Source organism: Paraburkholderia oxyphila NBRC 105797 (genome assembly GCF_000685075.1).
In the GTDB taxonomy this organism is placed as follows: domain Bacteria; phylum Pseudomonadota; class Gammaproteobacteria; order Burkholderiales; family Burkholderiaceae; genus Paraburkholderia; species Paraburkholderia oxyphila.
In genome coordinates, this window is record NZ_BAYD01000008.1 from 168,129 (window position 1) to 193,693 (window position 25,565).

At 63.0% G+C, this 25,565-nt stretch carries 22 protein-coding genes and 1 pseudogene; 2 read left to right on the plus strand and 21 right to left on the minus strand.

Annotation, left to right across the window (positions count from 1 at the left end; all coding sequences use genetic code 11):
• Positions 1-2: 2 nt before the first annotated feature.
• From BO1_RS07805 to BO1_RS07820, 4 genes are read right to left on the minus strand one after another with little or no spacing between them, the layout of a single operon-like run.
• Positions 3-1,220: a pyridoxal phosphate-dependent aminotransferase gene (locus BO1_RS07805; RefSeq protein WP_028217093.1), complete on the minus strand. Its 1,218-nt coding sequence runs from the start codon at positions 1,218-1,220 to the stop codon at positions 3-5.
• Complete coding sequence (locus BO1_RS07810) at positions 1,220-1,861, minus strand: RraA family protein (RefSeq protein ID WP_028217094.1); 642 nt, start codon at positions 1,859-1,861, stop codon at positions 1,220-1,222. The genes BO1_RS07805 and BO1_RS07810 overlap by 1 nt, the downstream gene beginning before the upstream one ends.
• Complete coding sequence (locus tag BO1_RS07815) at positions 1,861-2,541, minus strand: RraA family protein (RefSeq protein ID WP_028217095.1); 681 nt, start codon at positions 2,539-2,541, stop codon at positions 1,861-1,863. The genes BO1_RS07810 and BO1_RS07815 overlap by 1 nt, the downstream gene beginning before the upstream one ends.
• 29 nt (positions 2,542-2,570) lie before the next feature.
• Complete coding sequence (locus BO1_RS07820; protein WP_028217096.1) at positions 2,571-3,230, minus strand: RraA family protein; 660 nt, start codon at positions 3,228-3,230, stop codon at positions 2,571-2,573.
• Between the two features lie 195 nt (positions 3,231-3,425).
• Here BO1_RS07820 and BO1_RS07825 point away from each other — a divergent pair, with 195 nt between their 5' ends.
• Positions 3,426-4,346, plus strand: coding sequence for a LysR substrate-binding domain-containing protein (locus tag BO1_RS07825; protein WP_028217097.1), 921 nt, complete (start codon positions 3,426-3,428; stop codon positions 4,344-4,346).
• Between the two features lie 345 nt (positions 4,347-4,691).
• On the opposite strand, the gene BO1_RS07830 is transcribed toward BO1_RS07825, so the two are convergent.
• The 11 genes from BO1_RS07830 to BO1_RS50055 form a co-directional block, all read right to left on the minus strand.
• Positions 4,692-5,663 (minus strand): LysR family transcriptional regulator, encoded by a 972-nt coding sequence (locus BO1_RS07830; protein WP_028217098.1) that lies wholly within the window; start codon positions 5,661-5,663, stop codon positions 4,692-4,694.
• 130 nt (positions 5,664-5,793) lie between these two features.
• The gene (locus BO1_RS07835) at positions 5,794-7,428 is read right to left on the minus strand and encodes a flavin-containing monooxygenase (RefSeq protein ID WP_028217099.1); all 1,635 of its coding nucleotides are present in this window, start codon (positions 7,426-7,428) and stop codon (positions 5,794-5,796) included.
• Entirely contained in the window at positions 7,421-9,037 is a 1,617-nt protein-coding gene (locus BO1_RS07840) for a class I adenylate-forming enzyme family protein (protein WP_028217100.1), read from the minus strand. The genes BO1_RS07835 and BO1_RS07840 overlap by 8 nt, the downstream gene beginning before the upstream one ends.
• A 21-nt stretch (positions 9,038-9,058) precedes the next feature.
• A complete protein-coding gene (locus BO1_RS07845; protein WP_028217101.1) occupies positions 9,059-9,784 on the minus strand; it encodes an enoyl-CoA hydratase/isomerase family protein in 726 nt (241 codons plus the stop codon).
• A gap of 47 nt (positions 9,785-9,831) precedes the next feature.
• Entirely contained in the window at positions 9,832-10,680 is an 849-nt protein-coding gene (locus tag BO1_RS07850; RefSeq protein WP_028217102.1) for a fumarylacetoacetate hydrolase family protein, read from the minus strand.
• A 104-nt stretch (positions 10,681-10,784) separates the two neighbouring features.
• Positions 10,785-11,951 (minus strand): VOC family protein, encoded by a 1,167-nt coding sequence (locus tag BO1_RS50040; RefSeq protein WP_052409386.1) that lies wholly within the window; start codon positions 11,949-11,951, stop codon positions 10,785-10,787.
• Positions 11,952-12,027: 76 nt separating this feature from the next.
• Positions 12,028-12,918, minus strand: a complete 891-nt coding sequence (locus BO1_RS56245; RefSeq protein ID WP_052409387.1) for an alpha/beta hydrolase — start codon at positions 12,916-12,918, stop codon at positions 12,028-12,030.
• A 57-nt stretch (positions 12,919-12,975) separates the two neighbouring features.
• The gene (locus BO1_RS50050; RefSeq protein ID WP_167338320.1) at positions 12,976-14,202 is read right to left on the minus strand and encodes an acyl-CoA dehydrogenase family protein; all 1,227 of its coding nucleotides are present in this window, start codon (positions 14,200-14,202) and stop codon (positions 12,976-12,978) included.
• A 47-nt stretch (positions 14,203-14,249) separates the two neighbouring features.
• The gene (locus tag BO1_RS07870) at positions 14,250-14,708 is read right to left on the minus strand and encodes a flavin reductase family protein (RefSeq protein ID WP_218002792.1); all 459 of its coding nucleotides are present in this window, start codon (positions 14,706-14,708) and stop codon (positions 14,250-14,252) included.
• A 199-nt stretch (positions 14,709-14,907) separates the two neighbouring features.
• Positions 14,908-15,981, minus strand: a complete 1,074-nt coding sequence (locus BO1_RS07875; RefSeq protein WP_052409389.1) for a porin — start codon at positions 15,979-15,981, stop codon at positions 14,908-14,910.
• A 138-nt stretch (positions 15,982-16,119) separates the two neighbouring features.
• The gene (locus tag BO1_RS50055) at positions 16,120-17,481 is read right to left on the minus strand and encodes an MFS transporter (RefSeq protein WP_043284073.1); all 1,362 of its coding nucleotides are present in this window, start codon (positions 17,479-17,481) and stop codon (positions 16,120-16,122) included.
• A gap of 382 nt (positions 17,482-17,863) precedes the next feature.
• Here BO1_RS50055 and BO1_RS60980 point away from each other — a divergent pair.
• Positions 17,864-17,992, plus strand: a pseudogene (locus BO1_RS60980) (IS110 family transposase); the annotation flags it as partial.
• 367 nt (positions 17,993-18,359) lie between these two features.
• Here BO1_RS60980 and BO1_RS07885 read toward each other — a convergent pair.
• From BO1_RS07885 to BO1_RS07910, 6 genes are all read right to left on the minus strand, one after another.
• Positions 18,360-19,505, minus strand: a complete 1,146-nt coding sequence (locus BO1_RS07885; RefSeq protein WP_084687814.1) for a porin — start codon at positions 19,503-19,505, stop codon at positions 18,360-18,362.
• 101 nt (positions 19,506-19,606) lie between these two features.
• Positions 19,607-20,824, minus strand: coding sequence for an MFS transporter (locus BO1_RS07890; RefSeq protein WP_028217106.1), 1,218 nt, complete (start codon positions 20,822-20,824; stop codon positions 19,607-19,609).
• Between the two features lie 63 nt (positions 20,825-20,887).
• Positions 20,888-21,724, minus strand: a complete 837-nt coding sequence (locus tag BO1_RS56250) for an amidohydrolase family protein (protein ID WP_028217107.1) — start codon at positions 21,722-21,724, stop codon at positions 20,888-20,890.
• A 92-nt stretch (positions 21,725-21,816) separates the two neighbouring features.
• Positions 21,817-22,536 (minus strand): maleate cis-trans isomerase family protein, encoded by a 720-nt coding sequence (locus BO1_RS07900; protein ID WP_028217108.1) that lies wholly within the window; start codon positions 22,534-22,536, stop codon positions 21,817-21,819.
• A gap of 142 nt (positions 22,537-22,678) precedes the next feature.
• Positions 22,679-24,118 (minus strand): MFS transporter, encoded by a 1,440-nt coding sequence (locus BO1_RS50065; RefSeq protein WP_052409391.1) that lies wholly within the window; start codon positions 24,116-24,118, stop codon positions 22,679-22,681.
• Between the two features lie 174 nt (positions 24,119-24,292).
• Positions 24,293-25,537, minus strand: a complete 1,245-nt coding sequence (locus BO1_RS07910; RefSeq protein ID WP_084687816.1) for an MFS transporter — start codon at positions 25,535-25,537, stop codon at positions 24,293-24,295.
• Positions 25,538-25,565: the final 28 nt, after the last annotated feature.

The following is a 25,565-nucleotide window of genomic DNA, read 5'->3' on the forward strand; positions in this document are numbered from 1 at the left end:
GCTCAATCCGTCAGCGTCCGGCAGAAGTCCTGGACGACTGTGCATGCACGCGAGAGTGACGTGTCGTCCAGTGCATAGGCGATACGAATATACGGCCCGAGTCCGAACGCGCTTCCGTGTACGGTTGCTACACCGGCCTCGTCGAGCAGCGCATTCACGACGGCCTCGTCACTGTCCAGGTGCGTACCCGCCGGCGTCATCTTGCCAATCAGGCCTTCGCACGACGCAAAAGCGTAGAACGCGCCTTGCGGGACCTCGCAGTGCAGCCCCGGCGCCTGATTGAGCTGTTCGACCACGGAATCGCGCCGACGCTGGAACGCCACGCGTGAGTGCAGGATAAAATCCTGCGGCCCCGTCAAAGCGGCGAGCGCGGCGTACTGGGAAATCGTCGAGGCCCCCGAGGTCTGTTGCCCCTGCAGCTTCGCCATCGCTTCGATCAACCAGCCAGGACCCGTGCCGAAGCCAATACGCCAGCCCGTCATCGCATAGGCCTTCGACACGCCATTCATCGTCAGGACGCGATCGCGTAGTCTCGGCTCGACCTGGGCGATCGTGAAAAACTCGATGCCATCGAAGATCAGATGCTCGTAGATGTCGTCGGACAGGACCAGCACCTGCGGATGCGCGAGCAATACTTCGGCCAGCGCCAGCAGCTCTGCCCGGCTATAAACAGCGCCTGTCGGGTTCGATGGCGAGTTCAGGATCAGCCAGCGCGTATTCGGTGTGAGCGCGGCCTGCAACGCGTGCGGCGTGAGCTTGAAGCCACTGTCGCTGCCGCACGGGACGATCACCGACTTGCCACCGCACAGCTGCACGATCTCGGGGTAACTGACCCAGTACGGCGCAGGCACGATCACCTCGTCGCCCTCGTTGAGCGTTGCGGCCAGCGCGTTGAAGATCACCTGCTTGCCACCGCTGCACACCAGCGTGTTACGCCAGTCCACGTCGAGGCCGTTCTCGTGCTGGAACTTGGTAGCGATCGCCTCCCGCAGTGCGCGCAGTCCCGCCACCTGCGTATAGCGGGTATGGCCCGCGCGAATGGCCGCAATGCCCGCCTCGCACACGTGCTCGGGTGTGTCGAAATCCGGCTCGCCGGCGCTCAGCGAAATGACCTGTGCGCCGCTCGCGCGCCGTGCCGCCACGCGATCCATCACGCGATAGGTGGCCGAGGGCCTGGCTGCGGCCAGAAAACGATTCAACCCATAGGCTGCCGCCGTCATCACGCTTCCCTCCAGTTCGTCAGACCCATCAGCTCCAGGGTGGATTGCCCTTTCGTCAGTGCTTCCATCATCCGGGCCTCCTTGTCGGCGCGCGCCTGACCCTGGGTCAGCGTGTACTCGACGCGAGTCGCCGGAATGATCAGGACACCGTCGTCGTCCGCCACGACCAGATCTCCGGCCGACACCGGAGTGCCTGTGAAGCTGACAGGCTGCCCCACGGACGGAGCACTGGCCTTGATCGTGCCGCGCATGGAAATGCCCCGGGTGAACACCGGGAACCGTCGCGCCGTAAGCGCGGCGATATCGCGAACACCACCATCGATAACGAGACCCGCCACGCCAGCCGCCTCGGCGGCGACCGTCAGCACCTCGCCCCAGTAGCCCGCAACAAAGCCGCCGGTCGAGATGACGAGTACGCTGCCACGCGGCACCCGCTCCATCGCGATATGGATGGACAGATTGTCACCGGGCGAGCACTCGAGCGGATAGGCCGGACCCGCGACCGACGCGCCCGGCCATACCGTGCGGACGGTCGGATCAACCGAGCTGGTGGAAATTCCCGACGCTTCGTACAGCGTTGAGGTACCGAGTTTGCGGGCCTGCTCCAGAACCGCGGCATCCCAGGTTTTGATCGCAGACATCATGCCTTCCTTTGCAGTGTGTGATAACCGAGCGCAGCACGTGCTTCGCCCAGCGTCTTGCCCTGTGCAAGCTGTTCACGGATGCTTGATTCGGTTTCTTCGATCTTGCGGGCGGTTTCGGCGACCTCGCGTGCGCGGCCACGCGGCACGATGACGACGCCGTTGGCGTCGGCGACCACGATGTCGCGCGCAGCCACGCGCACGGTACCGATCCCCACCGTGGTGTTGACCGATTCGACCTGCACGCGATCCTTGCCGGTGCGCATGAAGCGCCCCGCGGTGAACAGCGGGTAGTTGTCGCCAAGCGCCTTGTTCACGTCGCGGCAGACCCCATCGATCACCGTCCCTGCAATACCTCGCAGTCCTGCGTATTGGGTCATGATGTCGCCCCAGACGGTGCAGTCGGTACGGCCGTCGTTATCGATCACGACCACATCACCTGGCGCAACGTCGTCGATGAAGTCGCCGACCGTGCCAGGCGGCACGCTCGCCGGCACGTACTTCACCGTGAACGCTGGACCCACGACGACCTTCGTGTAATCCGCGAGCGGCATGATGCCGAGCGCCTGGCCATGCAGGCCCAGCTTGTCCATGGCGTCCGACACGCCGGGGGTATCGAGACCCGCGAACAGCGCTGCCAGCTCCTGGTCTTCCGCGCTCGCCTTCAGGGGATTCGTCATACGTAAAGCTCCGAGAGAAAATTGTCTGATTAGCGGACCGCGATGGCCTCGAATTCCTTGTCGTGCATGACTTCGGCAACCGACCGGCCGGCGCGCACGGCGGCCACCATGCCGTCCTGACGCCGTGCGATGCGCTCGCCCAGGTCGAGCACTTCCTCGATGCGATCGGCGGGTACAAAGACCGTGCCGCAGCGATCGGCGATCACAAAGTCGTCTTCATGCACCGTGACACCAGCCATCTGGACAGGCTTGCCCGAATCGATCTGGATCACCCGGTTGCGCGCGCTGATCATCGTGACGCCACGGCCGTAGACGGGATAACCGATCGACTCGCTGCCTTCGATATCGCGGCTCAGGCCGTCGATGACGGAGCCGCGAATCTGTTTCGCCGTCGCGGCATTGGCCAGGATGTCGCCCCAGCAGGAGATGCCGTCGGCCCCGCCTGCGATGACCAGCACGCGGTCATCCGCCGTAACCGCGTCGATCACCGGGGAAATAAGATGCACGGTCGGTTTGGCGTCGGCCTTCGGGCCAAGCTGGATCGTGCTGGCGCGCCCGACGATCTTGGGGCAGTCCCAGAGCGGGCGCAGGCCATAGGTCGCACCAGGCAGGCCGAGAAAGTCGAGTGCGTCGGAAATCGTGTTGGTATCGAGCGACGCGAGGCGGTCGAGCAGCGAAATCGGGTTCATGGCGGTGAGGTCCGTTGACAGGTGCAGCCATCGTCGCCTCTCGCGTCTGGTATGTAAATTTTGTATTTCGTATCTGTCTGATACGCTTTCCAGATCAGCGGACTGCGCAAGATTGTGGCCGGAAGCACAATAATGGTGGCCACTGGCTGTGCGCCTGCATGCGGCAGCGCCAGTGCGCAAGGAGGCAAACCCAAGATGAGCAATACGATCGACTTCAGGCTGATACGTCAGCTATGGATGTTTCTCGCCGTGGCCGAAGAGCAGCACTTTGGCCGGGCCGCCCAGCGCCTGAACATGTCGCAGCCGCCGTTGACCGAGCAGATCAAGGTGCTGGAGCAGTCGCTGAAACTGCAGTTATTCAATCGCTCCCGCCGGGGTACGCAACTCAGCCCTGCCGGCGCTGCAATCCTGCCCGCCGTGCGGCAGTTCGCCGGCCAGGTCGAGCGACTCGAACGGGTCGTCCGTGAGGTGGCTGCAGGTCAATCTGGTGTGCTGCACGTCGGCGCGATCACCTCCGCGATGCTGGAAACGGTACCTCCGGTGTTGGACGCACTCAAGCAGGCTCATCCGCATCTGACGGTATTCGTCAGCGAAATCGACAGCGTGGACGCCATTCCTGCACTGGAAGCCGGGGAACTCGATCTGGCCTTCGTTCGTGTCGATGGAGAGGTTGGAAGCGGAATCGCCACCATGCCCCTCGCCCAGGACAGGCTGGCCGTTGCGCTCCCCAAAGACCATCCTTTATCCGCACTCCCGAGAGTGCGGCTTCTGTCGCTGGCCGACGAGCAACTGGTGATGTCGTCCCGGCAGGTCAGTCCCGTGTATTTCGACCTGTTGACGTCGGTTTGCCGCGCACATGGCTTGACGCCGCGCGTGACGCACGAAGTGCGTTCAGTCACGTCGCAGATCGCCTATGTCGGGTGTGGTCAGGGTGTAGCGCTGGTACCTTCGTCAATGCGCAAGCTGGCGCCCGAGAATGTGGTCGTGCGGCCGCTCAAGGAAAAAATCGAGGTGGTGACCGCCGCGCTGCTGTGGAACACACAACGCCACCACCCTTTGGTCGATGAGGTGGTCGCGTGGCTGAAGAAGCGCAAGGCCCGGCAGACGGTGCGGTGAAAGGCGCTTTGGCTGCCGCTCCGTCATGAAAAGGGTTGCTGGAGCCAGTCCATCACCACGGTCGAAAATCGCGCGTGGGCAACGGATGAAGAAGCGGATTCAATGACGGCCACTCAAGCGGCAGCGGCTCACCATGAAGATGCACCGCCCTGGAACGCGTCCTCGCCACGTTTGAGCCGTGGACATGACCAGATGCTCGACAAACCAGCCTGCATCTGTGGCATCTTCGGATAGGCTCCCCCCTCATCGTGCACGGGTTCATGTAAAACCACATCGCGGACACATACATAGTTATCCAAAATAATTGTCTCGGGTTTATTCATGGGCGTAAGCATCAGGCAAGTGTCAGGGCGCTACGCTCTGTACCTTGTTGACAGAATGCGTGGCGGCGCTGCGGAGTCGAGCTGCCACACTCCGGATTTCATTCATGAAATAAGCGAGCCAGGGCGTCGTCACTTCACCGCTGCGACGGAACAGCATCGTGCCGAACTGCGGGAGATCCCAGTTGCCCCTGAGCACCTTGAGCGACCCCGAGTGGATATCGTCGTGGAACCAGATTGACGAACAGAACGCGACATAGTCATCCTGATAGACCAGATGCCGCATGACGGCATGTGACAGGGTTTCGACGCGATGGTCGCCAAGCTCGCATCCATGCCGGCTCAGTTCGAGATTGAGTGCGCGTTCGACTGGACTCGAACTCAACACCGGCATCACCAGCTGTTCACGGCTTACCAGGTCGCTGAAGTTTAGTTCAGACTGGCTCGCGAGCGGATGGCCGGCGCGCACACAGAAATAAAATTCCTCGTCGAGCAGGCGTTCGCTGATCAAATCGGCGAACAGGCCGTCCGTCTGCTCGATGCCGAGCACCAGGTCGAGTTCGCAGTTCCTGAGCTTGTGGAGCAGTTCATGCGTACGCCCTTCGACCAGATTGATCTGGACCTTTCCCAGCCTGCGTTTGGTCTGGCTCACGGCACTCGGAAGAATATGGTTCATCGACACTGATCCGGCCCCGCAAATAATCCGGCTCTCATTGTCACCCCGAATCGCTTGCACCACGGCCAGCGCCTTGTTCAGTTCGGATTCGGCCGCGTGAATAGGGTCCATGATGGCCATGCCGCACTCGGTGGGACTGACACCCCGCGCCGAACGATGCAGCAGCTGGGTTCCCAGCACCTCCTCCAGACGCATGATGCTGCGCGTCAGGGCCGGTTGCGTAATGCCCAACACGGACGACGCTGCACTGATGTTCCCGTACTCCACCACCGTGGCGAAATGCTCCAGATTGGTCATGTAACGCGAAAGTTTCGAACGCATGCTGAATCCTCATACCCGAATAACGTCCGGCCATCCAGCACTATGCCGGCGGGCCGTTGGAACATTCACCTCTCACTCCATGATCGTGGTCGCGAGCACAGGCGGTTCGCCATTCGGGAATTATCCCCCCCTAGCGAAGCATGAACCCCTCGTAGCCGTTTTCTGCAGCCTTGTCGCACTGCGCCCGGTAGTCTGGCGCGCTGCCAACGTAGATCAGGGCGCGCTTTGTCACCGTGCCGTCCGGATTCTGCGTGACCTTTGCCCACCATGCGTCGCTGTCCGCAAGCAGCGTTTTCGCATAGACCTGGTACACCTGCTCGGTCCATGCCACCTGATATTCCGGTTCGGCTTCGGCATATTCGAGGCCGCTGCGATGCATATGGTCGATCATCCGCGCCACCCATTCAACCTGAAGCGCACCACACACGCCAATGTTGCAGAACGATGCGCCATTATGGGCCCCCACGAGTGTGAAGAGGTTCGGGAAGCCGGTGATCTGAAGTCCGAGATAAGTCTGCGGACCGTCGGCCCACACTTCCTTCAGACGTTTGCCCCCCTTTCCCCGGATATCAATGCGGTCGAGCGCGCCAGTCACGCCGTCAAAACCGGTGGCAAAGATCAGCACGTCCAGCTCGATTTCCCGGCCTCCGACCATCACGCCCCGGGGCGTAATGCGCTCGACAGGGGACTCGCTGATGTCGACAAGCTCGACATTGTCCTGGTTATACACCTCGTAATAGCGCGTCTCCATCGGCACGCGGCGTGTGCCGAACGCGTGATTTTTCGGGATCAGCTTCTCGGCGAGGATCGGATCGTTGACGCGCGAGCGGATCTTGTCCGCGATAAAGTCTGCCAGATACTGGTTCGACGCCTTGTTGGTCAGCAGATCCCGATAGCCTGAAAGCCAGATGCCATAGCCGGGCATGTCATAGAGCGACTCGAACAACGCCTGGCGCTCTTCATGGGTCGCCTCGTGCGCCTTCTTCGAATGACGCTGATACGGAAACGCCGTTTCGGTTGTCTTGATGAAATTCAGGAAATCGTCAGGCTTGCCGCGCAGTTGCTCGATCAGTGCGGGGTCGAGCGGGTGGTTGCCAAGCGGCGCGCACCAGTTCGGGGTGCGCTGAAACACGTACAACTGCTGCGCCGTCTTCGCAACCACGGGAATGATCTGCACGCCCGTGGCGCCCGTGCCGATCACGCCGACCCGCTTGCCCGTGAAGTCGGTATGGCGACCGGCATCGTCGTCACGAGGCCAGCGCGACGAATGGAACGACTGCCCTTCGAAGGTCTCAATGCCGGGAATCGGCGGGATGCGCGTGGCCGAAAGCGGTCCGACCGCGGAAAGCAGAAACCGGCAGCTCGCGCGGCGGCCATCTTCGAGCGTCAGACGCCAGCAGCGCTGCGCCTCATCGAAGTGCGCGGCGTTCACACGGACCTCAAATTCGAAGTGGCGGCGCACATCCATCTTGTCGGCCGCGTATTGCGCATAACGCAGCAACTCGGGCTGACCGGCAAAGCGCTCGCTCCACTCCCACTCCGGAATGATGCCGTTGAGCGCGAAGTAGCCGTAGGCATAGCTTTCCGTGTCGAGACGGCAGCCCGGATACCGGTTCCAGTACCACGTGCCCCCCACATCGGAACCTGCCTCGTAGCCATGCACTTTCAGGCCCATTTTGTCCAGAAGCCAGGTCTGGTACATGCCGGTAATACCGGCGCCAATCACAATGGCGTCGAAATCGGGTTGGGTTACTTGTTCAAGCATTTTTCTGCTCCGTTGCAGTCAGCATCGCACGCAATTCAGCCTTCATGATCTTTCCTGTCGAGGTCAGCGGCATTTCCTCGACGAAGCGGAAAGCTACAGGGACCTTGTAATCCGCAAGACTGTCGCGGCAGTGTGAGCGCAGCGCCTCGACACTCGGCGGCGCCAGCCCGGGATCTGTCGATAGGAACGCGCACACCTGCTCGCCAAATAGCGCGTCGGGCTGCCCAACCACTGCCGCTGCCTTGACGAGCGGATGCTTGAGCAACACCTGCTCCACCTCGCTCGAATAGATGTTTTCGCCCCCACGGATGATCAGGTCCTTCTTGCGGTCGACCAGCGTGATCAGCCCCTCCTCGCTCTGGAAGCCCAGGTCACCCGTATGTAGCCAGCCATTGCGCAACGTGGCGCTCGTGGCTGCTTCGTCACGCAGATAACCGCGCATCACATTCGGGCCGCGCGCCACGAGCTCGCCCACCTGGCCACGCGGCACTTCCCGGTCTTCGTGATCGAAGATCGCCACTTCGACGGCCGCCATCGGAAGGCCGACCGATCCGGCACGGGCCACAGCGAGTTCGCCCGGCAGCGTCACCAGCGTGCCGCCCGATTCGGTCTGCCCCATGCCATGCACAAGCGCGGCGTTCAGGAACAGAGACTGAACCTCGCCGAGGCGCGCGATCGACATTGGCGCGGCGCCGAAATCGAGAGTCTTCACGCTGTCGAGGACAATACCGAGCGCGCGCGCCTTGTCGACCATCAGCATCAGGATCGACGGGACCGCGAACATGGCCGTGATGCGTTCGCGGCGAACCAGATCGATGGTGCGCTCCGTACTGTATTGATCGATATACAGCGTGCCGCCCGTGAACAGCACGGGGAAAAAGCAGGTATGCGCGGCGATATGGAAAAGCGGCGTCACGGCCAGCAGTCGCGCATCGTCGTGGTCATATTCCCAGGCGCCCGGAGATTGCAGCGCGTCCGCGAACAGGGAGGCATGGGTATGCACCACGCCCTTGGGCTTGCCGGTTGTTCCCGACGTGTAATAGATCGCCGCTGGCGCACTGGCCTCGATGCGCGGTTCCGGCTGGGTCTGCGGCGATGCTGCCACCGTGACACAAGCTTCGACATCGACAACGAGCTCCGGCACCGCGAGGCCATGCGCCGCGCGAACCTGCTCGAGCACCATGGCGAACGCCGGCTCGGAAATCGTCAGGACGCTTTGCGAGTGGCCGAGAATGAATGCCAGCTCAGCCGCTACAAGGCGGTTGTTCAGCGGTACGGCCACCGCGCCGAGCCCGAGTACGGCCAGATACCAGACCAGATAATGGTCACTGTTATTCATCAGCAACGTCACCACATCCTGCTCGCGCACACCCCGCTCGCGCAGAACGTGGCGCGCGGTATCGACGGCATCCAGCAGTTGCCCATATGTCAGCGTGCGCCCCCGGCACACGACGGCGGGCTGCTCAAGGCGTAGCTGTGCGCGTTCACGCAGCAGGCCTGTATACGTCCGGCCAGCGGCTGTCTTCAGCTCCGCAAGGATTTCACGGCCGCGCTCGCTGCGCGTCGCAGCGAACGTGCCGAGCCGGTCCATGACGAGATTTGCTTGCATGTCGGTTCTCATTTTCGGAATTCAGAGGGATGCCACGTGCTCTCGCCCAGTTTCGAGCGCCCTGCGGAACGCTTCGGCGTCGAGTTCGCGCATCCAGCGTTTGGTTGCCGCGACGGCTGCCGACGGCAAGGCTAGCCAGGCATCGAGACGTGCCCGCAAATGCGAATCGAGCGTCTGAGCCGTGGCCACCTGCGTCACGATCCCGAAGCCTTGTGCCTCTACGCTGGTCCACGGCGCCTGGTCGAAAACCAGGCGGCGAATGACGTGAGGCACCGCCATCTGTCGCAGCACCGGCACGATCGCCGAGGGAACGAGGCCGAGCTTCAGTTCGGGCAGGCCCCACCTCGCTTCGTCCAGTGCAACCACGTCGTCGCACAGGCACAGCACTGCTACCGCTCCCCCAAGTACCGTTCCGTTGACCCGGGCCACCACCGGCTTCGCCAACCCGTACAGTTCATGCAGCAGCGCCACCAGTGCCTCGTTACCCTCGCGCCACGACTCCTCGTTGCCTTGCTCCCGCGCTGCGGCCCAGCCGAGATCGGCGCCCGTGCAGAAATGCCTGCCACTGGCGCGCAGCAGGATCACAGCCACATCGGGGTCGCGCTGCGCTGCCTGCAGCGCAGCCCGAAACTCGCGCATCAGCGGAATCGACAGGGCGTTACCGCGCTGTGGCACATCAAGTTTGATCGTGGCAATACGCCCTTCGCCCGCGTAAATGACCGCGCGATCGGTCGTTTCTTCGCTCATCCGGCTTCCCCTCCACCAGGGCGGACTGTCACGCGGCAGCGCCCCGCTCAATCGACCGCGACCGTGTTGCGCAGTACGCCCACGCGTTCGATTTCAACTTCCACCGTGTCGCCGTCCTTCATCCAGAGCGGCGGCTTGCGCATGGCGCCAATGCCCCCGGGGGTGCCGGTCACAATGACGTCACCCGCTTCGAGCGGCGCAATCGTGGAAAGGTGTGCGATCTGCGCTGCAATGTCATGAATCATCATGCGCGTGGATGAGCGCTGCACCTCGACGCCATTCAGTCGCGTCACAACACCCAGATCCGCCCCGAACGGGATCTCATCGGCCGTCACCAGCCACGGACCAAAACTGCCCGTGCACCAGAAGTTCTTGCCAACATCCCACTGTGACGTCCGCAACTGCCAGTCACGCACACTGACGTCGTTGTAGCAGGCATAACCCGCTACATGCCGATGTGCGTCCGCCACCGCAATGCGCCGGCACGGCTTGCCGATCACGATGGCCATTTCACCCTCGAAATCGAACTGCTCCGACTCGCGCGGCCGCCTCACGGGTGCACCGTGAGCCACCTGCGAGCTTGCCGTACGCAGGAAGAACAGCGGCACACTGGCCGGCTTCGCACCGCATTCCTCGACGTGCTCGTAGTAGTTCAGGCCACAGCACCAGATCTTGCCGGGGTTCGGAATCACCGGGTGCAACGTCACACGATCAAGCGGATAATCGGCCTGGCGCCCCTCCATCAATGCAGCCAGTTCCGCGACCGCATCATCTGCAAGGACCGAACGGAGATCGGCATAACGCCCCTCGCACAAACGCTTCAGATCGACAATCCCGCTTTCCACCACCGCGCCGAAACGCTCGACGCCGTCGATTTCAAAACTTGCCAGTCTCATGATTTATTCGTCATCCTTATCGAATTACGTTCGCCCCGTCTGCTAATACGACGTCTCATGGGCGGATGTTCGGACCAGGCGGCTCGCGCATCCCGCTGCACGGTTCAGGCCATGGGGCCGAGTCGTGCCTGCTCCGCGTAGCAGGACGCGCTGCCCGAAAGCCGATCGGGCCAGGCGTCACCCTCGGCTCGCACCACCGGCCCGGTGCCGAACTGTTCCATTTCGAAATACAACTCGATGCAGTGCATGTCGTCGAGCATGAAATGCACCGCGTACGCAATTCCCGGATGCAGCTCCGCCGGCAGCTGGACTTCAGTCAGACCCGCTTCGCTCAGAAACGTACGCGCGTCCTTCAACTGCCGATAAGTCTGCACGCGCATCCCGAGGCTCATCAGAACCGTCTGGCTGCTCATCTTCAGCCTGTCGCGCAGCGCCACCGGATAAAGTGCAATACTGTGATGCTCTGCCCCGGCGCGCAGGAACACGCAGCGATGACCTTCCCACTGGATTTCCGCCGACCTGGTCAGGCCGATGGTTTCTGCATAGAAGTGCTCCGAAGCAACGAGGTCTGAACAGAACAGGCGCACCGGACCCATGGCGCTGACCTTGAACGGCCGCTGCTGCAAGATCCCACCGACATCGAAACGGTACGGCAGAGCCGAGTCGCGTCCGTAGCCCGAGAGCAGATCGATGTTCTTCGCGCGGGCCTCCTCAACTTCGAGCACCTCGGGTTTCATCGGCAGCTCGAATTCCTGATACGGCAGAGGGTTGTACATCGCTGCGGGCTTGCTGCGGCCCTGCCAGCCCACCTGCTCCATGCCATAGAACAGTTCGACGCGATGGCCGTCCGGATCGTAGGCGTAGACCGCCCAGTTGCTGCCGGGCAGATCCCGGCCGATGCGCTGAACCTTGATGCCCCGGGCGTTGAAGAATCGATAAGCGTCGTTCACTTCTCGCAGGCTGTTCACCTGGAACGAAATCTGGTTCAGGGTGGCGCCCGCTTCGTAGTACGCCCGGCGCTCCGGATCGGCGGTTGCCGGGTTGATCGCAACCAGCGCGTGATGATCGGTATTGCAGGTCGTGAAACAGCCGAGCAGTTCGCCTTCCTTGCCGGTCATCCGCTCGGTCTGATGGAGCCCGAACAGATCGACGAGACGTCCCTCGCTCTCCTCCGTGTCTGCCGTCCAGACTCCGAGGTGACCGAGTCGCACCGCCTTGAAAGGCCGCGCAAAGGTCACCCCGCCTACGTCGTAACGTTCCTCTTGATGCATGCCTGTTGTCTCCGTCTCTTGTCTTACACTGATGCCCGACGGACGCCGCCACAGGCAGTCCGCCGCCGCACCGGCCTTACTTCGACAGATGCTGATGCGCGAAGTCGACCACGCGTTGCATCGCCGCCACCGAAGCGGGAAGTGTCGGGTGCATCGTCGTGAACAGCGCCGGCGCCTCGTAGACAGCCAGTTCGATCGCACCGCCCGCTTCCTTGTAGCGCTGGATGAAGCGATCCGCTTCCGTGCCCGGCACTTCGGATTCGATATCGTGGTAGTTGTGCACTTCGTCGTCGGTGGCGAGCACCCAAAGCGCGGGCGGCAGATAGACCGGCTCGCCGCGCTCCAGCACCAGCGTCGGGCTGCCTTCCTTCATGTTCGCCTCGGTCTTCCAGTAGGCGTCGTGCAGACCCACGACCTCGGCCGCCCAGTCCGGCGCATTGCCTTCGGCCAGCAGACGCCTGGCGAAGCGATAACGGCCATACGGGTTGATGACGGGCCACAGCATCGAAATGCACCGGACAGTGGCATCGACCTTTGGCGATCCCGGCGGCAGCGCAATCGATGCGTACTGCGCGTCATGCGGGCGCATCGCCACGAGCATGCCCAGATGGCCGCCACTTGAATTGCCAGAGAGACCAATGCGCTCGGCATCGACCTTCAAGCGCGCGGCATTCGCCTTCAGCCAGCGAATCCCGTAGTTGATGTCGGACGGTGATTTCGGATAGGCACCGTCGGGACCCTGGCGGAAATCGAGCGACACCACCACCAGACCCGAGCGGGCCAGCGCCTCGTGAACCGCCTTGCCGCGCGTGCGGTCGAACTTGCTCCATGCCCCGCCATGCAACTCGATCACGGCCGGAAACGGGCCTTCACCCTCGGGCGTGTAGACGCGCGCCAGCAGCTCCACGTCGTCGTGCTTCAGATAGACCACGTCCTGAACATTGATGTCTTCCGTCTGTTCAATCATTATCAGCATTCCTTATAGAATTTCGTGCAAATCCAGAAAATTGGCTTCAATACCTGATCAGCCTTCCATCCCGAGCAGCATTCGACCGTAGGGCGCCATCGCGGCCTCCCAGTTCGCGCCGAAATGCGAACCCGTGGTCAGTGAATCGCGGTACCACGATTGCAAGGAGTTACGGTCGTGCACAATCTCGGCGCTTGTCGTCGAAACCAGTGTCTCGATACCGCGACGCGCCACCCGGTTCGCCCATACCGAATCACGGTGCGCAGCCTGTGCCTCCTGTACCGACACGCTCTGTCCGGACGCGATCAGATCGGCGACGTGTCTGTGACGGCGATGCGCCACAAAAATCGCGGCGTCGATGTCGGCAGCGGCTTCGCCAAGCTTGCACTGGATGATCTGCGAGTCGGAAAGCGTCGTCATGCCGCGCGATACTCGCCCGCGCATCGTCAGACCTGTGTGCTCGAGCACCAGGCGCGCAAGCGCGAGCGTCACGGGCAACTGCGTGAAGATCGCGAAGGCCGCCCGGGGCGCCTTCAGCAGCGGGTAGTCGGGGTGGACGAGACTCCCGGGCGTCTCCCCTTTTTTCAGCCCCGCGTCGCTGACCATGCGATGCTCCGGCACGAACACGTTGTCGAGCGAAACCGTATTGCTGCCGGTGCCACGCAGGCCAAGCGTCTGCCAGTCATCGAGGATCGTGACCTCCGACATGGGTACGAGCATGTACTGCAGCGAGCGTCCGCCGTCATGCTCGACCCAGGCGCCCACAATCAGCCACTCGGCATGCCGGCAACCGCTCGCAAACGGATAGGTGCCGGTAATCTGATATCCGCCCTTCACGCGCTGAGCCGTCGCGCGAGGCGCCAGACTCGAGGCGACCACCGCAAGTGGATTCGCGCCCCAGACGTCGTCCTGCGCCTGCTCCGGGAAACAGCCCACGACCCACGCGTGCTCACCGAAAACCGAGAGAACCCAGGCGCTCGACGGGCACCCCATCGCCAGCTCTTCCACCACGCGCGAGAGCAGCAGCGGCGAACTCTGCAGCCCTCCGTAGCGTTTGGGCTGGAGAATACGCGAGAGGCCCGTTTCGCGGAAGCGATCCACCGTCCCCGTCGGCACGTTGCGCTGACGCACACAGTCCGCCTCACGTTCCTTCAGCGCCCCGACGAAATCGAGTGCCTCATTGAACAACGCGCGCTCCGGGCCGCTCATCCAGCTATCGTCAACCATCCGGTACGAAGGAAGGAACGTCTGCCCATTGTTTTCAACAACCTGTTGAGTAGCCATCTTTGACCCCGGTGAATAGCGGTTCGTGATTGATTGATGCGGAGCCGTCATCCGGCATGCGCCGAAATGCCGGCATAGCCACTGCGGTAGTAGAGCAGCGGAGCGCTTTGCTCCCGTGCATGAACGTCCACCACGCGGCCAACGAAAATCGAATGCGTACCCGATTCGATCGCCTCACCCAGCTCGCAGTCGAAAGCGACCAGCGCATCCATCAGCACCGGTGCGCCGGTCTTGAGCATCGACCACGGGCCAGACTCAAAACGCTCCGCGCGGGCAAGATGATTCGAGAACCGCTGGGCAACTTCGCTCTGATCGGCAGCCAGCACATTCACACAGAACTTGCGGCTTTCCACGATCATCTGATGGGTCGAGTTCTGACGATTCACGCAAACAACCAGCTGCGCCGGCGCTGCGGAAAGCGAACAAACGGCCGTGGCAGTCATGCCGCCGCGCTGCGCATTTGAGACGCTGGTAATCAGCGTGACGCCGGCGGCCAGATTCTTCATGGCGGACTTGAAATCGGCTTCACTTACGGTATCGAACATGTCTCCACTCCATATTCTCTTTGAACGCCCTACCGCAACCGGTAAGCTATGGATTCATGGTAGCGACCGGCCAATGCCCTGTGAAATGCTATTTCGGGTGAGACCATGCATGGCGCGCATAACTGGTCTGCATGGGAATCCATGGGGGGAACCCGATGCATTAAAACCGCTGGATCACGCCAAAAACGGCACCGACGGTCGTGCCATTGCCCGCCTGCAGTCCGCCTTCGGATTCGAGCCCCAGCACTGAGCGCCCATGGTTGTTCGCGATCCCTGCTTCGGCGTAGAGACGCGTACGCTTGGACAGCAGATATTCCACCCCCATGGCACCCATGACACCGTGGTTCTTTGAGTCATGGGGATCGTATGAGTAGTACACGCCCGCATTGACGTCGACCGCCGGTGTGGCCATCCAGTCGAAGCCGGCGCTCCAGATGTTGTTGTCACCACCGCCGACCAGGCCGAAGTCGAAGGTTTCGGGTGCCTTGTAATTCGTAAATCCAGCCTTGAAAGTCACCGTGTTGTACTTGTACATCGCGGCGAGAAGCCGGCCTTCAACCGGCATCAGGAACAGCGTGTTCGAGAGTTCGGTGTCGCTGTTCCCGGACGCGTCCTCAATGGCTCCGATCACGCTTAGCCCGCCGTAGTCGTAGCGCAGGTAGGCCGAATACTGTCGGCCGGCATCGTAATTGCCCGCAACGCCACCCAGGACATACATGACGCGCGCAGAGAATCCGTAGATCTTCGGGCTGACATAGGTAATCGCGTTCAGGGCCGCGATGCCGGTGAACGTGTTGTCGCCATACACGGTGATGGCGCTGCCGAACTGGTACATGTTGCGCGGATCGGCATAGAAAGTCGCCCAGACGAACGGCGCGACCTGTAGACCGGCGTGAATTTCGCCGTACTGGTCTGAGCCGATACCCACCCAGGCTTCCCGGCCAAAAATTCCGCCATCGCTATTGTCGAACCCGCCGTTGGCCAGGCTGATACCACTTTCAAGCTGGAACTTGGCCTTCCATCCCCCTCCGAGATCTTCCGAGCCGGTAAATCCTATATAGGACGGCTCCAGTCCACTGCTGACGAAAGCGATTTTCTTGCCCTGATTCGTGTTGGTTTCCGCGTCCCATGATTTGTTGGAAACATGGATGCCGGTGTCCAGATTTCCGTAGATGGTGACGTTCGATTGGGCCAAAACGGGTCCGGACGAGAATGCAAGGCTTGCGAGCAGCATTGACGCTCGGTGCATCATTCTGAAATTTCCATTGGTTAACATTAGATATCCTGATTAATTATTGTTTGACTCGTTGACGTTTCTGCACTCGGGCGAGGCCGGGAATACGCTGCGTTGAACGCAGCGGCTTTGCGGAGCCTACTTCTCCATTTCACCGATCATCGGCACGCCCAGTCTCCCCTGCGCCCCACGAGACCGGTCACTGGCGCAACTTTGCCGAACTACCGAGATCGCCAGTGCGGAAAGCACGCCTGGAATCGCAAACGCAAAGAACATGCTATGGATCGAGAACGACATGGATACCAGCCAACCTGCCAGTATCGGACCGAGCATGCCGCCAATGCGCGCCACACTCGAAGAAAACCCGAGCGCGGTTGAGCGGACAAATGCAGGATAGAACTGGGACATGTAGACCTGCACCAGATTCTGGGCGCCGACCACCGGCACACCGGCCAATGCAATCAGCACATAGGCCCATGTCGGATTCCGGTTCAATGCAAACAAGATCATGGTGACCGTACCCAGCAGATACAGGCCGGCAAGAATTCGCCTGAGCGAAAAGTGATCGCCCGCGTAGCCCATGGCCACGGTCCCGACAATCGCACCGCATTGCAGCACGACCAGGAACATGAGGCTCGAATTCATGGTGAATCCGGCTTCCAGCATCAGCTTTGGCAGCCAGTTGATCAGGCCATAACCGAGAATCAGGTGAAAGAAGATGGCCGCAGTAAACATCACCGTGCTCAGCGCGCGGCCTTCGCTAAACAGACCGGCCAGGGGAATCCGCTCGCTCACCTCGTGCGCCTCGACGAACTGCACGTCGGGGTCGATCGTCGCCGACGGATTGATGCGCGCCAGCACGGCCAGCAATGCTTCCCTGCGGCCCTCTCGCAACAGAATGAAGCTCGATTCCGGCATGTACCGGTAGGCCAGCGGCAAAAGGATCAGCGGCACAGCCCCCATCCAGAGAACGAAGCGCCAGCCGTAATGCCCGATTGCCAATATCCCGATAAGCGGCGAGAGCATGCCGCCGAGGCAATATCCACACATCACGATCGCCGTAATGGTGGTGCGTGTCTTTTTGGGCGAATAGTCGGTGAGCAAGGCGATCGCATTCGGCAGGATCCCGCCCAGTCCCAGCCCCGCCATGAAGCGGAACAAGCCGAAAAGTTTTGGCCCCGACGCAACGCCGCCGAGCGCCGTGAACAGGCTGAACAGGACCACGGTGGCGGCCACCATCCGCTTGCGGCCGAAGCGGTCCGCGAGAACACCGAACGTGATGGAGCCAAACAGCATGCCGAAGAGGCTATAGCTGCCCAACGCGCCCGCCTCGACGGCAGACAGATGCCATTCCTTCATCATCGGCGGAAGGATTGCGCCAAACACAGCGGTATCGTAGCCGTCAAAGATGACGCAGAAGAATCCAATAATCAGCAGAATAAAATGAAAGCGCCGGAAATCGCTTTTTGCGATGTAATCAGACACGTTTAGGTGGTTCACGTTTCGTCGTCTCCACGATGTCCTTGATGACGGACACCTTGTTATAGAAACCTGCCGGAGGCTCGATGAGGCCCGGAGCCACAAACGATTTCCCACGCAGGTCCGGGGGATGCCCGGAGACCACCTGCCATGGCAAATCAGTGCACAGCGCTGGGTAACTGATCGAGAGGATGGGGAGACACTAAAAGAAGCGTGACGGTTCGGCCAATGCATTGTGGGCCGCGGCGATGCATGCAGCGCATACCTGCGCCCGGACCCGCGTGTACACGGGGTGTCGGATTCTTTGGTGGCCGGGTTTCCAGGGTAAATCCCGGGGCATCCGATGGGACCCCACAGGGGAAATATCACTACGCGCTATGCTCGTTTCAAAGCGCGAAGGCCCATGACACGCCCCAACCGACGTGCCCGACGCATTGCCATTGTCGCGGTCGCGCGGCGCCTGGCGATTGTGCTGTGGCGCCATCTGAAGGACGGCCTGACACCCGAAGGCGCTCAGCTGAAACCCGCTTGAGACGGCACGAAATCGCATCCGCGCAATTATGCAAGGTCCCGAAACACGGAGTATTGGCGGTTTGAATTGAACGTGCCCGGTGCATACCAGGGCTACTGACGTAACCGATTTTTAGAAGGCATGCAGTCTGTCTCGCCGCCATTGCTGCCAGATACGTCCCACTTGCCACAAAGGCGCTTGTTCGATCACCCGCTAAACCAAGCTTGCTAAATCGGGGAGGTCCTTATAGGCTCGCCCGCACGCTCCCTACCGACGCTTCGCCGACCGCCTCACGGCGGCCCGCGCACGGCTCGGGGCCGATGTGGCTCGCTACGCCTTCATCGCAGTGGACTTGCACCACCTGCTCCTTGCCGGTCTCCCGGCGCACTCAGAACTTGTGCATGATACCGGTTTCGACCAGCGTCTGATTCCGTCCGGACGAAGGCGAAGCCGTATAGATCTGCGCATATGTGCCCGGACCGCTTGCCTGTTGATAGATGCCAATCAGGTACAGCTCGGTGCGCTTGGACAGGATGTAGTGGGTTGCGAGATCGACCTGGTTGTAGTGCGTCGAGCGCCCGAACGAGTAATTGCCGAGCGTGTAGACATACGAGAGGCCCACTTCCACGAAAGGCGTGACGAACTTGTACGCCGATGCCTCGAAGTTCTGCAGACGCAAACCGGTCGAATCGGAATAGTTGAACAACACATTCGTATAGTTGCCGAGCACGTGGAACGACCCGAAGTCGTAGCTTCCGCCCACGCCCATGATACGCTGCTGGTCCGTGCCCGCGCCCGAAGGGCTCGTGACGAACGGCGAGCTGAAGCCCCAGCCTGTGCTGTCCACCGCGCCGCTCGTGGTGTTCGAGGGGATCGCGTTGCTGCGCCGGTTGAACTGCGTGAACGCCGCGCCGATTTTGAGCGGGCCGCGCGTATAGGTCATCGCACCGCTGAAGCCGTTGTTGTTCGAGAACTCCGTCGAGTTCGAGAACGCATAGCTGCCCGCGAACGAAAAGCCCGCATAAGTCGGCGACGCGTAGCGAACCGCGTTGTTGAAGCGGTTCGTGAAGAACATGTTGTCGTTGTCGCCGATGTGCGCGCCATAACCCGCGAATACGTTCGACGCGGTGGCGAACCACATGGTGTTCGTCATTTCCTCATACTGACGACCCATCGTTACCGTACCGGCCCGGTCGTTGCTCAGGCCAACCCACGCCTGCCGGCCGAACATGCCGCCATTGAGCAGCGCGCCATTCGTGATGTTGAAGCCGGCTTCCAGGTCGAAGATAGCCTTGGTGCCGCCGCCAAGGTCCTCCGTGCCGCGAAAACCAAAGCGCGGCGGCATCATGCCGGCGTTGGAAAGCGCAAAAAGATGGCTGCCCCTGGAGTTGCTCACATATTCCAGCGATTCCGAAATCACGCCGTAAAGCGTCACGCTGCTTTGTGCGTGCGCCACGCCCACGCCCCCCAGCACCAGCGCGGCGCACAGGCAGGCCATACGCATGCGCTTCACCCGAAAATCTCCTTGCTTCATTTTGTCTCCTTAGTAATGCTGATTGTTGTGTCCCGCACCACGTTCGTTTGATCCCCTCCGCGCCATCGATCGCATGCACGAAGGGGACGGGATTCTGCGAATCAGTTTCCGCCTGCCGCCGAAGCCGGCGTCTGGCCGCCCGGTTCATCGGCCCGCCGCGCTGCACGTCCCCAGATCGGCAGCGGCGCGAGTTGCAGCAGGGTTGCCAGCAGCACGAGCCCGATCCGCACGGTCCAGCCGCTTTCGTAGAAGCTGGCGAAAATCGCGGGCGGTCCGAGCAGCACGCCAAGGTAGGTTGCCTGCGCAACCAGTCCGCTCGTTGCGCCCATCGTCGCGAGACTCGGCGCGGCGGCCGGCACCATCGTCCAGATCAGCCCGTTCAACAGGCCGATGCCGAGCGAGAACGCGCACACCGCCGCCACCGCTCCACTGAAGCCCGTCATCGGCAGATAGAGGTCCACGCCGCCGGCGAGTGACACCACCGCGCCAATTGCAGCGAGCAGGCGCGCGCTCGTGCCGCCCTTGAGCAGATGTCCGACCGAGAGGCAGCCAATGCATACGAACACCTCCGCCATCGTGCCGACGCCTGCAGCGGTGCGGATCGCCACGCCAAAGGTCTTGGCCAGATACACGGTGAGCGCGGCCATGATGCCGGTCTGGATGAACGCCGATGCGCCGGAGGCCAGCGCCACGCGGTAGGGGCGCGGGCTCTTCACGACAGTCCAGATGTCGACGAGGCGGCGCGCGGCCACGTCCTTCGTCTTGCCCGGTAGCAGGAAGCCCGCGAGTGCGAGCGCCGCCATCAGGATCGCATGGCCGCCAAAGGCCCAGCGCCACATTTCGCCACGCTGTGCGAGCGGCGCCACGACGCTCAGCGTGAGGCCGATGCCAACCGCCGTGTGCGAGGTCCAGAGGCCGAGCGCGATGCCGCGGCGCGCACCGGTCGTCGTGCGCATGATGAGCGTAACAGCACCTACGGTGAGCGAGAGATAGCCCACGCCTTCGAGCAGGCGGCTCGCGAACAGCATGTGGAAGCCCTGCGCCCACACCACGCCGAGGTTGCCGGCCAGCGCGAAGAGCGAGCCGCCGACGATCACGCGCTTGTCGCCAATGCGGTCGACGAGCCAGCCGCCAAACAGCGCGAAAACCGCCGTGATCAGCGAGGGGATCGAAATGACCCAGCCCGCCGCCGCGTGCGTCAGCGCGAACTGGCGCGCGATATCGCCAATGACGGGCACCGATTGCGTGACGAGCGAAGTCGCCACAGTGCCGTAGAGGTACAGCAGGATGATGCAGGGCCAGCCGCCAGGGGTCAGCATGTTGTGTCTCCGATGTCTTTCTGTCTTGCGTGTCGTGCTACCGCGGGTGCGCGCGGGCCGTCATTATGCGGCACGCCCCCGCTCTTCACTGCCACCCTGATTCCAGCCGAGCAAGCGGCAAAGATTGCCGCCCATTACGGCTGCGCGATCGGCGTCGGACAGCCACGCAAGCGTTTCGCTGAAATGCGTCACGCACTGCCGGTACGGGTGGTGCAGACGCGAAAGGTCGCTGCCCCATACGACCCGCTGTGCGCCGAAAGCGTCGAAAATCTGCCGTAGCGGCGGCTCGATCGAACGGAACGGCCAGGGGTCGAGCGCATAGTCGCCCACGCCGGCCGCCTTCACGTGCACGTTCGGGTGGCGCGCGAGCGCCAGCAGCGCCGGCAGATGATCGAACGCCGCCGGGCCGCTTGCGCCGCGCGGCACGCCCAGATGGTCGACGATCAGGCGCAGGCGGGGAAAGCGCCGCGCGATGGCATCTGCCTCCTCCAGCGCGCCCGGCACGTGCAGCGCGACCACGAGCCCGCTTTCCTGCGCCACTGGCCACACGCGCTCGTAACGGCCTTCGAGCAGTGGCGCGAGGCGCTCGGGCGTATTGAACAAAAAGCGCACGGCAAGCATGCCCGGCTGTTCACGCCAGGTCTCGATGGCCGCGGCCGGGTCCTCCACACCAGCAGGCAGGAGGCCCATCACGGCGAAGCGCTCCGGCTCGGCCTGCGCGAGCGCCAGCGAATAGGCATTACCCTCGGGGTCCCACAGCGGGGGCACGAGCAGGACGCGGTTCACGCCGGCGCGCACCATTTCGTCCACGAGCACATCGCGCGTGATCGGCGCACGGCGATGATGTCCCGTCGAATCTCCGCTCACCCATGCATGAACCTGGGCATCGACAATTTGCATGCTGTTTCTCTTCGCTTTCTTGATGGATTCTTTAGTGGATCGCCTGTCTGACGATCGTTGCGCGCGCATTCACCTGCTCGCGCATCTGACACTCATGCGCCGCTGAACAGGCTGCCCGCGCCCTCGATACGACCCCGCCAGCCCGCAAGCCGCAGCACGGCCCACAGCGTCGCCTGGTTACTCGTCACGACCGGCATGCCGAGCGAGGCTTCCAGCTCGTGCGCCGCCTCGAAGGCGCGCACGTTCGCACACGAGAGCAGCACCGCGCCGATATCGGGTCCGATCTGCTCGCGCACGATGTCCGCAATGCGCTCGGGGCTCATCAGCGCGGCCTCTTTTGCGTCGGTGAAGCCGAGCGAAACCGTGCGCGCCACCGCGTGCCCCGAGGCTTCCAGCGATTCGCGCTCGATGCGCGAAAATTCGTCGGCAAACGGGCACACGTGCAGGAGGCGGTCGGCGCGCAGCGCGCTCAGCGCTTCCTTGATTGCCACCATCGTGTTCGTGGCGGGCAGGCCGAGGCGCTCGCCCATCCGTTGCGCCAGCAACGTATCGCCCTGCGCGCCGTGCGCCACGCTGGCACCCGTGCAGTTGAACACCACCGCGTCGGGCGAGAGGTCCTTCAGGTATTCCGACTCTTCGCCCGCTTCGAGCCACGCGCGCAGCAGGCTCTCCATCGTCACGCGGCCGCCCTCTTTCCTCAGACGGATGCGATGCACGTGATACGAAACGTCTTCGGGGCAGAACAGGCGCAAATCGTCTTCGGCAATCGTGTTCAACGACGGCACCACCATACCCACGCGCAGTCTCTTCATCTCATTCCTCTGCAGATGCCGTATCCGGCTTGCTAATTCGTTTCTGTTGCGCAGCGCCTGGGGGCGCCACGTGTTTGAACCAGTGTATTTTTTGCGGCTTTGCGCCACCAATCGGAAAACCGCTGCCGCAATTGGTTTTTGCTTAGCCCCGCGGGTGGTCGTTCGCTTGCGGCAGAGCCTGCGCGCCTTCGCGCTGCTGCGCGAAGCTTTCGTCGAGCGATTCGAGCGTCTTGCCGCGCGCCTCGATGCCGACGAACAGATAGGTCACGCCACACAGCAGGAGGCACAGCGCGAGGAACTGGAACGCCGGCACGATCACGCCGAGCGTGGCCGAGGGCATCACCATGTTGCTCGACCCCGCCACCCACGCGAGCCCGACGGGGCCGATCATCTTGCCGACCGAACCCGCGAGGCCCGCATAGCCCGAGCCGCTGCCGCGCAGGCGCGTGGGCCAGATTTCCGTCGAATAGACGGCGCAAACCGAGAAACTGCCATCAGCGAACACGAATGCGAGCAGCAGCGGCAGCCAGAACCACGAGGGCGCGAGCAGGTCGCCGTGGCCTACGTAGCCCGCCAGCAGCGCCGCGATCGCCGCGGCAATGGCGAAGTAGCCGCCGGTGCGGCGCCGGCCGATGCGGTCCGCAAGACTGGCCGACGCGAGCCGCGAAACGATGCCGCACACGCTGAAGCCGATCATGAAGCGCGACGCCCCGGCCGGCGTAACCGACTGCACCTGAGCGAGCAGCGTCGGCGCCCACAGCACGATGCCGTAGTAACCCGAGATCAGGCCGATATTGATGAGCGTGGCAGTCATCACGCTGCGCGGATACGCAAAGATCTCCGACCAGCGCGCGGCAGGCGCGCGGCGTGCCGGGGCGTCTCCCGCGTCACCCTCGCGCCACTGCGCCTCGGTGCCAAGCGCCCACTGCACCGCGCGGCGCGCCTCGTCGCGGCGCCCCTGGAGGCTCAGCCAGCGCGGCGACTCGGGCACATAGAACGCTCCGATCAGCGCCACGAGCGCGGGCGCGGCACCCAATGCGAAGGTGAACCGCCAGCCGATGGCCGGAATCACGAACGCGCCGCTGAACGCGCCGAGCAGGAGCCCGCAGGTCGTGATCGCGGAAACCACGCCGGTGAGCGCGGCACGGCGGCGCGGCGGGATGAACTCGTTCACGAGCGCGATCTGGATGAAATAGCCGCCGGTGCAGAAGCCGATCACGGTGCGCAGCACCGCCATGTAGATCCAGCCGCCCGCGGGCGTGAACGCGAGGCCGAGGCTCATCGCCGCGAGCAGCAGCAGCGAGACGACGAACACGGGCTTGCGGCCGAAGCGGTCGGCCATCATGCCCCAGACCACGCCGCCCACGATTGCGCCCGCGCCGGAGGCGAGCAATACCGTGCCCATCATTCCGTACGTCATGCCCCACGGCTTGACGAGGAAGGCCATGATAAAGCCGATCAGGTAGGCGTCCCAGAACTCCAGCATGCTGCCCACGCCGATCAGTGCGAGCAGCACGCGCTGGTTCCTGCTCAGGACGCGCTGGTCCTGGAATGGGCTTTGCCCGCTTTGTATGAGTTGCATGAAACCTCCGTCTCCTTAGAGGCGTGCCGCGTTGCGCGAAGCGCGAAAACTGGCGTGCAGCGCCGTTATCATTGTCAGGAGACCTGATTCTAGTGAGCCGCCGACTTTCAGCGGCATAGAAAAAGAGCGGGCCGCCATCAGTTCTTGCTGTGTGCCCGCTCGCGCACTCGAGCGTCAGACGTCGAGTGTCTGGCGCGCGAGAAGCTGCGGGAAACGCCATGCCCACGCGAGCGCCACGAAGCAGGTCAGCGCGCCGCCCAGCACGACCGATCCCACCGGCCCCACGGCGCTCGCGAGCGAGCCCGACTCGAACTCGCCGAGCTGGTTGCTAGCGCCCACGAAGATCGCATTCACCGCGCTCACGCGGCCGCGCATTTCGTCGGGCGTTTCGAGCTGCACGAGCGTCTGGCGGATCACCACGCTCACCATGTCCGCCGCGCCTGTCACGATCAGCGCGAGCATCGAGAGCCAGAGGCGCGTCGAGATGCCGAACACCACGGTCGCAAGGCCGAACACGCCAATCGACGCGAGCAGCGTGACGCCCACGCGCCGGCGCGGCGGGTGCCGCACGAGCCACAGCGACATCGCGAACGCGCCCATGGCGGGCGCGGCGCGCAGCCAGCCGAGCATGGCGGGGCCGCCATGCAGGATGGTATCGGCGTAGATCGGCAGCAGCGCCGTGGCGCCGCCAAAGAGCACGGCGAAGAGGTCGAGGCTGATGGCGGCGAGGACGACCGGCTTGCGCCACACGAAACGCAGGCCGCCCATGAGCGCATCGAGCGACGCGCCGCGCCGTTCGCGTTGCGCCTCGCGCACCTTCAGCGTGAGGGCGAGCAGCGCCGCCGCGAGAAACAACAGCGCCGCCACCGCATATACCGCGCCGATGCCGAAGCTCACGAGCAGCCCGCCAAGTGCGGGGCCGAGAATCACGCTCGTTTGCGAGCCGGTCGAGACAGCCGCCATGGCGCGGCTCAACAGCGGCGGCGGCACGGTCGCGGGCACGAGCGCCTGCAGCGCGGGCATCTGGAATGCGCGCGCCGCGCCGAGCAACAGTGAGGCGGCCAGCAAAGCGTCGCGCGTGAGCCCGTTGCGGTGCGTGGCGAACGCCATCGCCGCGGCAACGAGCCCGTGCACCGCGAGGCAGACGAGCACGATGCGCGAGCGCGGCCAGGAATCGGCCGCGTGGCCCGCGGGCAGCGTGAGCAGCAGCACCGGGAAAAACTGGTAGAGCCCGACCAGCGCGAGCGCCCAGGCATCGTGCGTGAGCGCGTACATCTGCCAGCCGATCGCGACGAACAGCATCTGGATGCCCACTGTCCACGCCACGCGCACGGCGAGCAGGGCACGAAAGGGAGAAAAGGACAACAACGGGGCATCCGCGCTCGCAGGCGCGAACGCGGTGGAAGTTTCGCTCGGCATTTCGGTGAAAACCCAGACAAACGCAAGC

Bases quoted from the DNA above. Each gene is read 5' to 3' on its own strand.
- BO1_RS07805 (WP_028217093.1), bottom strand. From the start codon at position 1,220: ATGACGGCGGCAGCCTATGGGTTGAATCGTTTTCTGGCCGCAGCCAGG.
- BO1_RS07810 (WP_028217094.1), bottom strand. From the start codon at position 1,861: ATGTCTGCGATCAAAACCTGGGATGCCGCGGTTCTGGAGCAGGCCCGC.
- BO1_RS07815 (WP_028217095.1), bottom strand. From the start codon at position 2,541: ATGACGAATCCCCTGAAGGCGAGCGCGGAAGACCAGGAGCTGGCAGCG.
- BO1_RS07820 (WP_028217096.1), bottom strand. From the start codon at position 3,230: ATGAACCCGATTTCGCTGCTCGACCGCCTCGCGTCGCTCGATACCAAC.
- BO1_RS07825 (WP_028217097.1), top strand. From the start codon at position 3,426: ATGAGCAATACGATCGACTTCAGGCTGATACGTCAGCTATGGATGTTT.
- BO1_RS07830 (WP_028217098.1), bottom strand. From the start codon at position 5,663: ATGCGTTCGAAACTTTCGCGTTACATGACCAATCTGGAGCATTTCGCC.
- BO1_RS07835 (WP_028217099.1), bottom strand. From the start codon at position 7,428: ATGCTTGAACAAGTAACCCAACCCGATTTCGACGCCATTGTGATTGGC.
- BO1_RS07840 (WP_028217100.1), bottom strand. From the start codon at position 9,037: ATGCAAGCAAATCTCGTCATGGACCGGCTCGGCACGTTCGCTGCGACG.
- BO1_RS07845 (WP_028217101.1), bottom strand. From the start codon at position 9,784: ATGAGCGAAGAAACGACCGATCGCGCGGTCATTTACGCGGGCGAAGGG.
- BO1_RS07850 (WP_028217102.1), bottom strand. From the start codon at position 10,680: ATGAGACTGGCAAGTTTTGAAATCGACGGCGTCGAGCGTTTCGGCGCG.
- BO1_RS50040 (WP_052409386.1), bottom strand. From the start codon at position 11,951: ATGCATCAAGAGGAACGTTACGACGTAGGCGGGGTGACCTTTGCGCGG.
- BO1_RS56245 (WP_052409387.1), bottom strand. From the start codon at position 12,918: ATGATTGAACAGACGGAAGACATCAATGTTCAGGACGTGGTCTATCTG.
- BO1_RS50050 (WP_167338320.1), bottom strand. From the start codon at position 14,202: ATGGCTACTCAACAGGTTGTTGAAAACAATGGGCAGACGTTCCTTCCT.
- BO1_RS07870 (WP_218002792.1), bottom strand. From the start codon at position 14,708: ATGAAGAATCTGGCCGCCGGCGTCACGCTGATTACCAGCGTCTCAAAT.
- BO1_RS07875 (WP_052409389.1), bottom strand. From the start codon at position 15,981: ATGCTGCTCGCAAGCCTTGCATTCTCGTCCGGACCCGTTTTGGCCCAA.
- BO1_RS07885 (WP_084687814.1), bottom strand. From the start codon at position 19,505: ATGAAGCAAGGAGATTTTCGGGTGAAGCGCATGCGTATGGCCTGCCTG.
- BO1_RS07890 (WP_028217106.1), bottom strand. From the start codon at position 20,824: ATGCTGACCCCTGGCGGCTGGCCCTGCATCATCCTGCTGTACCTCTAC.
- BO1_RS56250 (WP_028217107.1), bottom strand. From the start codon at position 21,724: ATGCAAATTGTCGATGCCCAGGTTCATGCATGGGTGAGCGGAGATTCG.
- BO1_RS07900 (WP_028217108.1), bottom strand. From the start codon at position 22,536: ATGAAGAGACTGCGCGTGGGTATGGTGGTGCCGTCGTTGAACACGATT.
- BO1_RS50065 (WP_052409391.1), bottom strand. From the start codon at position 24,118: ATGCAACTCATACAAAGCGGGCAAAGCCCATTCCAGGACCAGCGCGTC.
- BO1_RS07910 (WP_084687816.1), bottom strand. From the start codon at position 25,537: ATGCCGAGCGAAACTTCCACCGCGTTCGCGCCTGCGAGCGCGGATGCC.